Origin of the sequence: Streptococcus oralis, assembly GCF_023110435.1 — a bacterium.
GTDB lineage: Bacteria > Bacillota > Bacilli > Lactobacillales > Streptococcaceae > Streptococcus > Streptococcus oralis_CF.
In genome coordinates this window covers 81,795-94,360 of record NZ_JALDWB010000004.1, presented here as the reverse complement: position 1 = coordinate 94,360, position 12,566 = coordinate 81,795, and the positions used below count along the sequence as shown (strand labels likewise).

Genomic DNA, 12,566 nt, shown 5'->3' with positions numbered 1-12,566 from the left:
TAAGCGAAAAAAATATTAAAGATTTTCTGATTTAAGATAATTCATTCCCAATATCTGCTCTATTTTCTGAAAAAACAAGCCGAATTTACGCAATCGTTTCCCTAATATATTTTCAATTCAAGAAAAACAAACATTTTAAGTTCTTTCCTATATAAAGGCTTTAATAAATGTTTGAAACCTTAAAATTTTTTTAAAATTTTTTCTAAAAATACTTGCAACCGTTTTCTGTTTGTGCTATACTAGGCACATAAAAGAAAACGTTTGCGTTTTCTCATTAAATTATTTTTGTTATTCTTTAGGAGGAATACACTATGTCATCTAAATTCATGAAGAGCGCTGCTGTGCTCGGAACTGCTACTCTTGCTAGCTTGCTCTTGGTAGCTTGCGGAAGCAAATCTGCTGATAAAGCGGCTGATACTAGCTCTTCAGAAGCAAAAGAACTCACTTTCTATGTTGAAGACCAATATAAAGCCTTTGCTGAATCAGCTGCAAAAGCTTATGAAAAAGAAGCAGGTGTAAAAGTTACTATCAAAACAGGAGACCAAATGGGTGGTCTTGACAATCTTTCACTTGACAACCAATCTGGTAAAGCTGCTGACGTTATGATGGCTCCATACGACCGTGTAGGTAGCCTTGGTACTGACGGACAACTTTCTGAAGTTACTCTTAGTGACGGAGCGAAAACAGACGATAAAACAAAATCTCTTGTAACTGTTGGTGGTAAAGTGTATGGTGCTCCAGCCGTTATCGAATCACTCGTTTTGTACTACAATAAAGACTTGCTAAAAGAAGCTCCTAAAACTTTTGCTGATTTAGAAAACCTTGCTAAAGATAGCAAATACGCTTTCGCTGGTGAAGATGGTAAAACAACTGCCTTCCTTGCTGACTGGACAAACTTCTACTACTCATATGGACTTCTTGCTGGTAACGGTGCTTACGTATTCGGCCAAAACGGTAAAGATCCTAAAGACATCGGACTTGCAAACGAAGGTGCAATTACAGCTATCAACTACGCTAAATCTTGGTATGAAAAATGGCCTAAAGGTATGCAAGATACTGAAGGAGCTCCAAACTTAATCCAAACTCAATTCCAAGAAGGTAAAACAGCTGCCATCATCGATGGTCCTTGGAAAGCTCAAGCATTCAAAGATGCTAAAGTAAACTACGGTGTTGCTACTATCCCAACTCTTCCAAACGGGAAAAACTACGAAACATTCGGTGGTGGTAAAGCTTGGATCATTCCATCAAGCACTAAGAACCTTGAAGCTGCTCAAAAATTTGTAGACTTCCTTGTATCAACTGAACAACAAAAAGCCTTCTACGATGCAACCAACGAAATCCCAGCTAACACAGAAGCTCGTACTTATGCTGAAGGTAAAAAAGATGAGTTGACAACAGCTGTTATCGAACAGTTCAAGAACGCTCAACCAATGCCAAACATCTCACAAATGTCAGCTGTTTGGGACCCAGCTAAAACAATGCTCTTTGAAGCTGTAAGTGGTAAGAAAGATGCGAAAACAGCTGCTAACGATGCTGTAACATTAATCAAAGAAACAATCAAACAAAAATTTGGTGAATAATTGATTTGTTCAAGGGGGGTGGAAGTGAAATCCCCCTTTGAATGTATAGATGCGTTTCTCATCAGATATGCGTATCTTGCGATTGAACCCGAGTTTTATCTCGCATCCTATGAAAGGAGTAATCATGGAAAAACAACAGCCTCGCAAAGCAGCCTTGCTGTCAATCATTCCTGGTTTAGGACAAATCTATAACAAACAAAAAGCTAAGGGATTTATTTTCCTTGGTGTTACTGTTTTATTTGTTCTGTATTTTCTAACACTTGCAAGCCCTGAATTGAGCAATTTGATCACACTTGGTGTGAAACCTGGTCGTGATAATTCACTTTTCATGCTGATTCGTGGTGCTTTTCACTCTATCTTTGTTGTCGTTTACTTGCTCTTTTATATCTTTAATATCAAGGATGCACATACGACTGCTAAACGTATCAACAACGGTATTCCTGTAGCTCATACCTTCAAGGATATGATTAAAGGTATTTATGAGAATGGATTCCCTTACCTCTTGATCATTCCATCTTACGTTGCCATGACCTTCGCCATTATCTTCCCAGTTATCGTAACCTTGATGATTGCCTTTACCAACTATGACTTCCAACACTTGCCACCAAACAAATTGTTGGACTGGGTTGGTTTGACGAACTTCACAAACATCTGGAGTTTGAGCACCTTCCGTTCAGCCTTTGGTTCTGTTCTTTCTTGGACCATTATCTGGGCCCTGGCTGCCTCTACCTTGCAGATTGTCATTGGTATCTTTACAGCAATCATTGCTAACCAACCATTTATCAAAGGAAAACGTATCTTCGGTGTTATTTTCCTTCTTCCTTGGGCAGTTCCAGCCTTCATCACTATCTTGACATTCTCAAACATGTTTAATGATAGTGTTGGTGCCATCAACACCCAAGTCTTGCCTCTTTTGTCTAAGGTCCTTCCTTTCCTAGATGGAGCTCTTATCCCTTGGAAAACAAATCCAACTTGGACTAAGGTTGCCTTGATTATGATGCAAGGTTGGCTAGGATTCCCATACATCTACGTTTTGACCTTGGGTATCTTGCAGTCTATTCCTAACGACCTCTACGAAGCGGCTTACATCGATGGTGCCAATGCTTGGCAAAAATTCCGCAACATCACTTTCCCTATGATCTTGGCTGTTGCAGCTCCAACATTGATTAGCCAATACACCTTCAACTTTAACAACTTCTCTATCATGTATCTCTTTAATGGTGGAGGCCCTGGTACTGTCGGAGGCGGAGCCGGTTCAACTGATATCTTGATTTCATGGATTTACCGTTTGACAACAGGTACATCTCCTCAATACTCTATGGCGGCAGCTGTTACCTTGATTATCTCAATCATTGTCATCTCTATCTCTATGATCGCATTCAAGAAACTACACGCATTTGATATGGAGGACGTCTAAGATGAATAACTCAATCAAACTCAAACGTAGACTGACTCAAACCCTCACTTACCTCTACTTGATTGGCCTATCAATCGTGATTATCTATCCGCTTTTGATTACCATCATGTCAGCCTTTAAAACAGGTAACGTCGCAGCCTTTAAACTCGATACCAACATCGACTTTAATTTTGATAACTTTAAAGGACTCTTTACGGAAACTTTGTACGGTACTTGGTATCTCAATACTTTGATTATTGCCTTTATCACAATGGCTGTTCAAACAAGTATCATCGTACTTGCAGGTTACGCCTACAGCCGTTACAACTTCTTGGCTCGTAAGCAAAGTTTGGTCTTCTTCTTGATTATCCAAATGGTGCCAACTATGGCCGCTTTGACAGCCTTCTTCGTTATGGCGCTTATGTTGAACGCCCTTAACCACAGCTGGTTCCTCATCTTCCTCTACGTTGGTGGAGGTATTCCGATGAATGCTTGGCTCATGAAAGGTTACTTCGATACCGTGCCAATGTCTCTTGACGAATCTGCGAAACTAGATGGTGCAGGACACTTCCGTCGCTTCTGGCAAATTGTTCTCCCACTTGTTCGCCCAATGGTGGCTGTACAAGCTCTCTGGGCCTTCATGGGACCTTTCGGGGACTACATCCTCTCTAGTTTCTTGCTTCGTGAGAAAGAATACTTTACTGTTGCCGTTGGTCTCCAAACCTTCGTTAGCAATGTGAAAAACATGAAGATCGCCTACTTCTCAGCAGGTGCTATCCTCATCGCCCTTCCAATCTGTATTCTCTTCTTCTTCCTACAAAAGAACTTTGTTTCAGGACTTACAAGTGGTGGCGACAAGGGATAATTTATCCCCGCCACCCTTTTTTCATTTTGGAGCTTGTTGCTAAAGTTAAAAGATTAGACACACTTCTACAAATCCTATTAAAACCATCCTTTCAATAAGGAATTGATTTGCTAGACTTGAAATAAAGTACATTTCTCTATATAATAAAACTCATATAGAAAACACTCTTAGAAAGATGCCTATGCTTCCATATCCATTCTCGTATTTTACTAGTATCTGGGGATTTCGTAAGCCCCTATCAAAACGTTTCGGCCTCAACTGGTTTCAACTCCTCTTTACGAGCATTTTCCTAATCAGCTTGTCTATGGTTCCAATTGCCATTCAAAACAGCTCGCAGGAAACGTATCCACTGGATACTTTTATCGATAATGTCTACACACCCCTGACAGATGAAGCAATCATGGATTTGTCAGAGAATGCACAAATCGTAGATGGAAAACTGAGCTATTCTGGAATTAAAAATCAGCAAGCTTCTCTTCTGATTGGACCGAGCTCAAGCAAGGAATTGCCAAAGGATTTGCAACTTCATTTTGATACTGAAGAACTCGTCATCAGCAAGGAAAGTAAGGAATTGACTCGCATTCGCTACCACGCGATTCAAACGGAGAGTTTCCAGGGTAAGGAAGCTTTAACTCAGGCTATTTCTAAAGACTGGTACCAACAGAACCGTGTCTATATCAGTCTCTTTCTCGTCCTTGGTGCTAGCTTCCTCTTTGGATTGAATTTCTTCATTGTCTCTCTTGGAGCTAGCTTTCTCCTTTATATCACCAAAAAATCACGCCTCTTTTCATTTAGGACCTTTAAAGAGTGCTACCACTTTATCTTGAACTGTTTAGGATTACCCACTCTGATTACGCTTATTTTGGGACTTTTTGGCCAAAATATGTCAACCCTTATCACTGTACAGAACATTCTTTTTGTTCTTTATCTGGTCACTATTTTTTACAAGACACATTTCCGTGATCCAGATTATCATAAATAGGAGATTTTTATGCCCGTTACGATTAAAGATGTGGCCAAGGCTGCAGGTGTCTCACCTTCAACCGTAACCCGCGTTATTCAAAACAAATCAACGATTAGCGATGAAACCAAAAAACGAGTTCGCAAGGCTATGAAGGAACTCAACTACCATCCCAATCTCAATGCTCGTAGCTTGGTAAGTAGCTATACTCAGGTTATCGGTCTGGTATTGCCTGACGACTCGGATGCCTTCTACCAAAATCCTTTCTTCCCATCTGTCCTACGAGGGATCGCCCAAGTCGCGTCCGAAAACCACTACGCTATTCAGATCGCAACTGGTAAAGATGAGAAGGAACGTCTTAATGCCATCTCACAAATGGTCTATGGGAAACGTGTCGATGGTCTAATCTTCCTCTACGCCCAAGAAGAAGATCCACTAGTGAAGCTCGTAGCGGAAGAACAGTTTCCTTTCCTCATCCTTGGAAAATCCCTCTCACCCTTTATCCCACTTGTCGACAATGATAATGTCCAAGCCGGTTTTGATGCAACTGAGTATTTCATCAAAAAGGGCTGCAGCAGAATTGCCTTTATCGGAGGAACCAAGAAACTTTTCGTTACACAGGATCGTCTAAAAGGTTACGAATTAGCGCTTAAACAACACCAACTTCCGATTGATAACAATCTGACCTACTTTGCGACCGAATTTCTAGAAGAAAAAGGTTATCAATTCAGCAAACTCCTATTTAAGCATGATCCGCAGATTGACGCCATCATCACAACCGACAGTCTCCTTGCAGAAGGGGTTTGTGACTACATCAGTAAACATCAATTAAATGTTCCTGTCTTGAGTTTCGACTCTGTCAATCCTCGACTTGACCTCGTAGCTTATGTCGATATCAATAGTCTGGAACTTGGACGGACATCATTTGAAACGATTTTACAGATTATCAATGACGCAAAAAACGACAGACAAATCTGTTACCGCCAGTTGATTGCCCACAAAATTATCGAAAAATAAAGACCAGCCTCAAGGCTGGTCTTTTGAGTATTATTAATTGTCTGTTTCTACGAATCGTCCTAGGATGTGGACATTTTCGGATACAGAGACAAAGGCTGTCGGATCGACCTGTTTCATGATGTGTTTAAAATCATTAAACTCTGCTCGCGTGATAACCGTAATCAAGACTGCTTTTCTCTCATGATTATAGGTTCCTTCTGCATCGTGGATCATGGTTGCTCCGCGGTGCAATTTTTTATGGATTTTTGCGATTACCTTGTCAGGATTATTGGTCACAATCATGGCCTGCATGCGTTTTTGCTTGGTAAAGACCGCGTCTGTCACACGGCTCGATACAAAAATGGTGATCATAGAGTAAAGGGCGTATTTCCAACCAAAGGTCAGGCCTGCTATCAGCATGATGGTTCCATTTACCAGGAAAGAAATACTACCGACATTCTTACCCGTTTTCTTTCGAATGGTGAGACTGACGATATCTGTACCTCCGCTTGAAATATTGTTACGGAGCGCAAAACCAATCCCCAAGCCCATGACAACACCCCCAAAAAGGGCATTGATGATGGGATCCTCTGTCAAGGTCACAACTGGCACAAGCTGGATAAAGAGAGAACTCATGGATACTGTGATAAAGGTAAAGACCGTAAACTTATGCCCAATCTGATACCAAGCTAAAATCATCAATGGAAAATTGATAGCATAAAAGGTTAGCGATATCGGAATGTAAAAGCCAAACCAGTGATGACTCAAGGCAGAGATAATCTGTGCCAAACCGGTCGCACCACTGGAGTAAACGTGTCCTGGTTGAAAAAAGAAATTGACTGCTACTGCTGACAAAAAGCCATAAACCAGAGAGGCCGATACTTTCTCATCATATTTTTCCCGAGAGATACTTTGTAAAACTCGTAAGATTTTTATCTGATAAGCAAAGCGGCGCAGATAATAGCGCCACCGCTTAATTTGTTTTGCTTGTTTCATCTTCTTCTACTTGTAAGCTGAGTTCCTCTAGTTGTTTGAGAGCGACTGTTGATGGAGCTTGTGTCATTGGGTCGGTTGCCTTATTGTTCTTAGGAAAGGCAATGACTTCACGGATATTTTCTTCTCCTGCTAAGAGCATCACAAAACGGTCAAGACCGATAGCCAAACCACCATGTGGTGGGAAGCCATAGTCCATGGCCTCAAGAAGGAAACCAAACTGGTCATTTGCTTCTTCAGCTGAGAAACCAAGAGCCTTGAACATGCGTTCTTGAAGGTCTTTTTGGTTGATACGAAGACTACCACCACCAAGCTCATAACCGTTCAAGACGATATCGTAAGCAATGGCACGAACCTTAGCCAAATCGCCTTCTAATTCGTGAGCTGTTTCTTCCTGTGGAAGAGTAAATGGATGGTGGGCGCTCATGTAGCGACCTTCTTCTTCAGACCATTCAAACATTGGCCAATCAACCACCCAAAGGAAGTTGAATTTATCGTTATCAATCAAGTCAAGCTCTTTGGCGATACGACCACGAAGGGCGCCTAGTGTTGCATTGGCCACTTCAAGCGTATCCGCCACAAATAGAACCAAATCCTTATCTTCAAGACCAAGTGCTGCAGTCAAATCTGCTTGGATCCCAGTCAAGAACTTGGCAACTGGTCCATTTAATTCTCCATCAACTACCTTGACCCAAGCAAGACCTTTGGCTCCGTACTGTTTGGCTACTTCGGTCATCTTGTCGATGTCTTTACGTGAGTAGTTATCTGCAGCTCCTTTGACTACAATGGCTTTAACAGCAGGTGCTTCTGAGAAGACTTTGAAATCAACACCCTTGACCACTTCTGTCAAGTCCTGAAGCAACATGTCAAAACGGGTATCAGGTTTGTCAGAACCATAAAGTGCCATCGCATCGTCGTATTTCATACGAGGGAATGGAAGCGTCACGTCAATGCCTTTGTTTTCTTTCATCACGCGCGCAATCAAGCCTTCTGTAATATCTTGGATTTCTTGCTCCGTAAGGAAGGATGTTTCCAAGTCGACCTGAGTGAACTCAGGCTGACGATCACCACGCAAGTCCTCGTCACGGAAACATTTGACGATTTGGTAGTAACGGTCAAACCCAGCATTCATCAAGAGCTGTTTCGTGATTTGTGGACTTTGAGGAAGGGCGTAAAAATGCCCTTTATTGACACGAGATGGCACCAAATAGTCACGCGCCCCTTCTGGCGTTGATTTAGAAAGGAATGGCGTCTCCACATCGATAAACTCCAACTCATCCAAGTAGTTACGGATAGAGTGGGTCACCTTAGCACGAAGCTTAAGGTTTTCTAGCATTTCTGGACGACGAAGGTCAAGGTAACGGTAACGCAAACGTGTATCGTCATTGGCCTCAATCCCATCCTTAATCTCAAAAGGCGTTGTTTTGGCTGTATTAAGCACCGTCAAAGCTGTCACGTTCAACTCAACCGCACCAGTCTGCAATTTATCATTGGCTTGCTCACGCGCAGCGACTTGCCCAGTCACCTCGATGACAAACTCACTGCGAAGACTTTCAGCTGTTGCCATGACCTCTGCAGATACTTTTTCAGGGTTGATAACCAACTGCATGATTCCTTCACGGTCACGAAGGTCGATAAAGATCAAACCACCCAAGTCACGACGACGGCCAACCCATCCTTTCAAAGTAATTTCTTGTCCGATATGTTCCTCACGAACACGACCAGCATACATACTACGTTTCATGTTTTCTCTCCTCTTTTATTCTGTTACTATTTTACCATAAAAGCGCAGGCTCTTCATGAAAATCAGCAGAAAAGTTTGATTGTCTTTAGAAATCAAAACGAACAGACAAAAAATCCGATGAAAACGTCATCGGATTCCCTAAATATGATTTTTAACCTTTTTTACGCTTTTCGGCAATCTCAGTTGCCTTTTTGGGTAGGACAATCTCCGTCGCATAAGCTGTCGCAAAACGTAAGATTCCTGCAATAGGCGCAAAGACAACTGCTAGATAGTTGTAAAAGAAGTCGCCTTTAAAGGCATAGGCAAGTGCCCCGATGATAAAGAAGAGAACGACTGCCTGTATCACTGCTAATAAAATTACTCGTTTCATGTGACCTCCTGACTCTATTATAGCATGAGTATCATCAAAAAGCCGATTAAATTATTCAAAGCGTGGAGAGAAATACTGTAAAGAAGGCCTTTTCGGTTCACATAAGCCAGACCCAAACTCAATCCCAGACTGGCATAAACTAAAAACTGTTGCAAAGTTCCTGGAAAATGAATCAAGGCAAAAAGCACACTTGATACGAGGAGAAACGGAGCTGTCTGTTTGCTGTTGTTCTGTTTAGGAAAGAGATAGCGCGCTAACATCCCTCTAAAAATGAGTTCTTCTGTCAGAGGAGCAAAGACCACCACCATAAAGAAACCAAAGACAGGCTGTGCAACTGTCAGCTGTGATACGATTTGTTGATTGACCGACGGATCATCTGGCAAAAAGAACTGGGCTGTAATCGCCACTAGCAAAACCAGTGTTGGCAACCAGATATAACGATTAAAAGCCGTCGTCTGGATGCTAACCTTTTCTGTCTGATACCATCTGTAAACTCCATAAACATAGGCCCCTGACAGGACGATATAAAGTGGCAAGACTCCAAAGATTGAAGCCCCTAGTCCAAGAGCTGATAAAGCCATACTCTGAACCAGACCATAGCCAAAGAAAAAGGATAGAACAGCTAGAAGAAACCAGCCAAGATTTTTAAGTAATTTCATAAAAGACTCCTATTTGAAATAGCGTTTTACCATAGGTAACTGCATCACATTGATGTAAATATGGATAGTTCCTACGAGCAAGAAAGCTAGTAACTGAATCTCTCCTGTCAATAAAGAAAAGAGATCAATCAGAAAGTAGAGACCTGGCAAAACATACTGATTTAATTGGAATAAAACCCGAAAACTCTGTTCCAAATTAGCCTGACGCTCCCCTTCATCATAAGAATTTATATAGTCCAAAACATCCTTTGGTGTAGAGAAGAATTCCAAATCAAACTGACGAACGATTGCAATTGTTTTATAGAGATATTTTTGAGCACTGAAAACCATCGCTAATGCCAAAAAAGAAAGAGATAATGTTAGATAGCTTACATTCAGTACAATTACTTCACTTCCTGAAATGAAGAGAGACAATAAAATCGCTACGCCTGTTATATTAAAAGCGATGGTTCCAAACTCAAGATTACGATACATTTGCACATAATAGGTTTCATTCAGATCATCATCCATTTCCTCTTGATACAAGGAGTGAAACTTTCTACTTTTCTTTAAGAAATTGAAAGTCAAAAGAATGCTAATAAAACCTAACAGTAAACAAATAGCTGATATCCATGGTATCAAGACCTTTACATCTAAAATAGTTCCATGGGATTCTGCACGTGTCTTAAACATCCCTGCAAAACTGCCCAAGAAGCCTCCCAAGATAACAGCCATTAAAAATAACAATCCACGTTTCTTTTTCATATTCATACTCTTTCTAATCTAAACCAATCCAACTAACCACTGACCAAATGCTTTCCCTGATTCATAAATAGCTGTTAAGCCTTCTGTTCCAAGTGACACCAAAATCAAACAAACAGAAAGTAAGAGAATAGCTTGATTTCTTGCTTTTTTTGCTCCATCTCCCAAGGGTTCATTCCCAAGCCAACCTGCTAGATAGGCATAGAGAGTTACTGTTATAATCCCAATCTCCGTCGAAGAGAGAAATAACAAGACTGTCACCAAACGAACGATATTGGCTTGAATGTTAAAATAATTTCCTAAACCTGCACAAACACCGGCAAGTTCTTTGTGCTCAGTATCGACTTGAAAACCTGCTAAAAACTCTCTCATGATTTTTCTCCTTTTTCACTTGCTAAATTTTTTGATTTCTTTTCAATCCAGTCAACTACTGGGATGAGAGCAAAGTAGGCCCAAATAAATTGGTCACTTTGATAGGAACTAAACCAGCCTAATTCTATCCCAATCAATAGAAATACGCTGACTAATAGAGCTATGGCAACTACATAATAAATCACTTTATACTTATTCATTCCTCATCCTCCTCTATCCGAAATACCGACTCGACTGGTTCATTGAATATCTGTGAAATCTTCAGGGCGATTACAATGGACGGGGTGTATTCGTCCCGTTCTAGTAGGCTAATGGTCTGTCTGGAAACTCCTGCTAACTTGGCCAGTTCGGTTTGATTGAGACCATCGCGAGCCCGAAGCTCTTTTAAACGATTTTTAAGCATTCTTTTCTCCTTTTCTCTTAACTTGCTTATATTGTAACACATCTTTTTATTTTTGACAATCATATTTGTCAAAAAGCTTAGGATTTTTGTCATTTTGCAAAAGAAAAAGGTCAGGAGTAAGATCCTGACCAGTTTTAAATACCATTAAAAGCCTAATTTTTCAAATATTTCTGAGAAGTTTTGGCTGATTGTCTCAAGTGATACTTGAACTTCTTCTCGGGTTTGGTTGTTCTTGACTGTCACTTGTCCGCTTTCGACTTCGCTTTCTCCTAGGGTGATGAGGGTCTTAGCCGCAAAGGCATCGGCTGATTTGAACTGAGCTTTGAGCTTCCGGTTGAGGTAATCACGCTCTGCTTTGAATCCTTGTTGGCGAAGGGTTTGTACCAATTCCAAGGCCTTAACATTTGCTCCTTCACCCAAGACTGCGATATAAACATCTAGGGCATTTTCGATAGGGAGGGTCACACCTTGCTTTTCAAGGATGAGAAGCAGGCGCTCTACACCAAGTCCAAAACCAAATCCAGCAGTTTCAGGACCACCAAAGTAAGCAACCAAACCATCGTAACGACCACCCGCACAGACGGTCAAGTCATTGCCCTCGATTTCTGTGATGAACTCGAAAATGGTGTGGTTGTAGTAGTCCAGACCACGCACCATATTGGTATCGATGATGTAATCTACTCCAAGATTTTCCAACATTTGACGCACAGCATCAAAGTGAGCTTGGCTTTCTTCATCAAGGAAATCCAAGATAGACGGCGCATTCTCTACTGCCTCCTTGTCTTCTTTTTCCTTAGAGTCCAAGACACGGAGAGGATTTTCCTCCAAACGACGCTGGCTATCCTTAGACAAGGTCTCCTTGAGCGGTGTCAAGTAGTTGATCAAAGCCTGACGATAGGCCGCACGACTCTCAGGATTTCCAAGAGTGTTAAGATGCAATTTGATACCTTGGATGCCAATTTCTTTCAAGAAATGAGCTGCCATAGCGATGGTTTCCACATCGGTAGCTGGATTGCTAGAGCCAAAGCACTCAACACCAATCTGGTGGAACTGACGCAAACGTCCTGCTTGTGGACGCTCATAGCGGAACATAGGGCCCATGTAATAGAACTTACTTGGCTTTTGCACTTCTGGTGCGAAGAGTTTATTTTCTACATAGGAACGGACAACAGGAGCTGTTCCTTCTGGACGAAGAGTGATATGACGGTCACCCTTGTCATAAAAATCGTACATTTCCTTGGTTACGATATCCGTTGTATCTCCGACAGAGCGACTGATAACCTCGTAATGCTCAAAAATAGGCGTGCGCACTTCTGCGTAGTTATAGCGCTTGAAAATTTCACGGGCAAAGCCCTCAACGTACTGCCACTTGGCAGACTCAGCAGGTAAAATATCCTGTGTTCCTTTAGGTTTTTGTAATTTCATAGAGAATCCTCTTTAAACTTAATAGTCTTATTTTACCATAAATAGAGGGATTAAGACAGTA

General features: G+C 41.3%; 14 protein-coding genes. 5 read left to right on the top strand and 9 right to left on the bottom strand.

Going from position 1 to position 12,566, the window contains the following annotated elements; genetic code table 11:
• The first annotated feature begins 311 nt into the window (after positions 1 to 311).
• From M1F97_RS06900 to M1F97_RS06880, 5 genes are all read left to right on the top strand, one after another.
• Complete coding sequence (locus M1F97_RS06900; protein WP_000095451.1) at positions 312 to 1,580, top strand: extracellular solute-binding protein; 1,269 nt, start codon at positions 312 to 314, stop codon at positions 1,578 to 1,580.
• Positions 1,581 to 1,704: 124 nt separating this feature from the next.
• Positions 1,705 to 2,997 carry a sugar ABC transporter permease gene (locus tag M1F97_RS06895; protein WP_162284862.1) on the top strand — a complete coding sequence of 431 codons (1,293 nt, stop codon included), beginning with the start codon at positions 1,705 to 1,707 and terminating at the stop codon, positions 2,995 to 2,997.
• A 1-nt stretch (position 2,998) separates the two neighbouring features.
• Entirely contained in the window at positions 2,999 to 3,841 is an 843-nt protein-coding gene (locus M1F97_RS06890; RefSeq protein WP_001065653.1) for a sugar ABC transporter permease, read from the top strand.
• Positions 3,842 to 4,022: 181 nt separating this feature from the next.
• Entirely contained in the window at positions 4,023 to 4,823 is an 801-nt protein-coding gene (locus M1F97_RS06885) for a DUF1189 domain-containing protein (protein ID WP_223327425.1), read from the top strand.
• 9 nt (positions 4,824 to 4,832) lie between these two features.
• Positions 4,833 to 5,819, top strand: coding sequence for a LacI family DNA-binding transcriptional regulator (locus tag M1F97_RS06880; RefSeq protein WP_247944627.1), 987 nt, complete (start codon positions 4,833 to 4,835; stop codon positions 5,817 to 5,819).
• Positions 5,820 to 5,852: 33 nt separating this feature from the next.
• Here M1F97_RS06880 and M1F97_RS06875 read toward each other — a convergent pair whose 3' ends face one another.
• The 9 genes from M1F97_RS06875 to hisS all read right to left on the bottom strand — a co-directional run bounded on the left by M1F97_RS06875 (position 5,853) and on the right by hisS (position 12,505).
• Positions 5,853 to 6,794, bottom strand: coding sequence for a YitT family protein (locus tag M1F97_RS06875; protein WP_247944626.1), 942 nt, complete (start codon positions 6,792 to 6,794; stop codon positions 5,853 to 5,855).
• Positions 6,772 to 8,535: an aspartate--tRNA ligase gene (gene aspS / locus M1F97_RS06870; protein WP_247944625.1), complete on the bottom strand. Its 1,764-nt coding sequence runs from the start codon at positions 8,533 to 8,535 to the stop codon at positions 6,772 to 6,774. Before aspS ends, M1F97_RS06875 begins: the two co-directional genes overlap by 23 nt.
• Before the next feature lie 151 nt (positions 8,536 to 8,686).
• Entirely contained in the window at positions 8,687 to 8,905 is a 219-nt protein-coding gene (locus M1F97_RS06865; RefSeq protein WP_125416512.1) for a hypothetical protein, read from the bottom strand.
• 17 nt (positions 8,906 to 8,922) lie between these two features.
• Positions 8,923 to 9,564 carry a CPBP family intramembrane glutamic endopeptidase gene (locus M1F97_RS06860; protein ID WP_125416510.1) on the bottom strand — a complete coding sequence of 214 codons (642 nt, stop codon included), beginning with the start codon at positions 9,562 to 9,564 and terminating at the stop codon, positions 8,923 to 8,925.
• 9 nt (positions 9,565 to 9,573) lie between these two features.
• Entirely contained in the window at positions 9,574 to 10,308 is a 735-nt protein-coding gene (locus tag M1F97_RS06855) for a DUF3169 family protein (RefSeq protein WP_185774585.1), read from the bottom strand.
• An 18-nt stretch (positions 10,309 to 10,326) separates the two neighbouring features.
• Positions 10,327 to 10,677: a PspC domain-containing protein gene (locus M1F97_RS06850; protein WP_125416508.1), complete on the bottom strand. Its 351-nt coding sequence runs from the start codon at positions 10,675 to 10,677 to the stop codon at positions 10,327 to 10,329.
• Entirely contained in the window at positions 10,674 to 10,877 is a 204-nt protein-coding gene (locus M1F97_RS06845; RefSeq protein WP_125416507.1) for a hypothetical protein, read from the bottom strand. The genes M1F97_RS06850 and M1F97_RS06845 overlap by 4 nt, the downstream gene beginning before the upstream one ends.
• The gene (locus M1F97_RS06840) at positions 10,874 to 11,080 is read right to left on the bottom strand and encodes a helix-turn-helix transcriptional regulator (RefSeq protein ID WP_125416521.1); all 207 of its coding nucleotides are present in this window, start codon (positions 11,078 to 11,080) and stop codon (positions 10,874 to 10,876) included. Before M1F97_RS06840 ends, M1F97_RS06845 begins: the two co-directional genes overlap by 4 nt.
• 144 nt (positions 11,081 to 11,224) lie before the next feature.
• Positions 11,225 to 12,505, bottom strand: coding sequence for a histidine--tRNA ligase (gene hisS / locus M1F97_RS06835; RefSeq protein ID WP_247944623.1), 1,281 nt, complete (start codon positions 12,503 to 12,505; stop codon positions 11,225 to 11,227).
• Between the last annotated feature and the right edge of the window lie 61 nt (positions 12,506 to 12,566).

Excerpts from the sequence above, each read along its gene's own strand:
- M1F97_RS06885 (WP_223327425.1), top strand. The coding sequence starts at position 4,023 with ATGCTTCCATATCCATTCTCGTATTTTACTAGTATCTGGGGATTTCGT.
- M1F97_RS06875 (WP_247944626.1), bottom strand. The coding sequence starts at position 6,794 with ATGAAACAAGCAAAACAAATTAAGCGGTGGCGCTATTATCTGCGCCGC.
- hisS (WP_247944623.1), bottom strand. The coding sequence starts at position 12,505 with ATGAAATTACAAAAACCTAAAGGAACACAGGATATTTTACCTGCTGAG.
- M1F97_RS06855 (WP_185774585.1), bottom strand. The coding sequence starts at position 10,308 with ATGAAAAAGAAACGTGGATTGTTATTTTTAATGGCTGTTATCTTGGGA.
- M1F97_RS06890 (WP_001065653.1), top strand. The coding sequence starts at position 2,999 with ATGAATAACTCAATCAAACTCAAACGTAGACTGACTCAAACCCTCACT.
- M1F97_RS06880 (WP_247944627.1), top strand. The coding sequence starts at position 4,833 with ATGCCCGTTACGATTAAAGATGTGGCCAAGGCTGCAGGTGTCTCACCT.
- M1F97_RS06850 (WP_125416508.1), bottom strand. The coding sequence starts at position 10,677 with ATGAGAGAGTTTTTAGCAGGTTTTCAAGTCGATACTGAGCACAAAGAA.
- aspS (WP_247944625.1), bottom strand. The coding sequence starts at position 8,535 with ATGAAACGTAGTATGTATGCTGGTCGTGTTCGTGAGGAACATATCGGA.
- M1F97_RS06860 (WP_125416510.1), bottom strand. The coding sequence starts at position 9,564 with ATGAAATTACTTAAAAATCTTGGCTGGTTTCTTCTAGCTGTTCTATCC.
- M1F97_RS06845 (WP_125416507.1), bottom strand. The coding sequence starts at position 10,877 with ATGAATAAGTATAAAGTGATTTATTATGTAGTTGCCATAGCTCTATTA.
- M1F97_RS06895 (WP_162284862.1), top strand. The coding sequence starts at position 1,705 with ATGGAAAAACAACAGCCTCGCAAAGCAGCCTTGCTGTCAATCATTCCT.
- M1F97_RS06900 (WP_000095451.1), top strand. The coding sequence starts at position 312 with ATGTCATCTAAATTCATGAAGAGCGCTGCTGTGCTCGGAACTGCTACT.
- M1F97_RS06840 (WP_125416521.1), bottom strand. The coding sequence starts at position 11,080 with ATGCTTAAAAATCGTTTAAAAGAGCTTCGGGCTCGCGATGGTCTCAAT.
- M1F97_RS06865 (WP_125416512.1), bottom strand. The coding sequence starts at position 8,905 with ATGAAACGAGTAATTTTATTAGCAGTGATACAGGCAGTCGTTCTCTTC.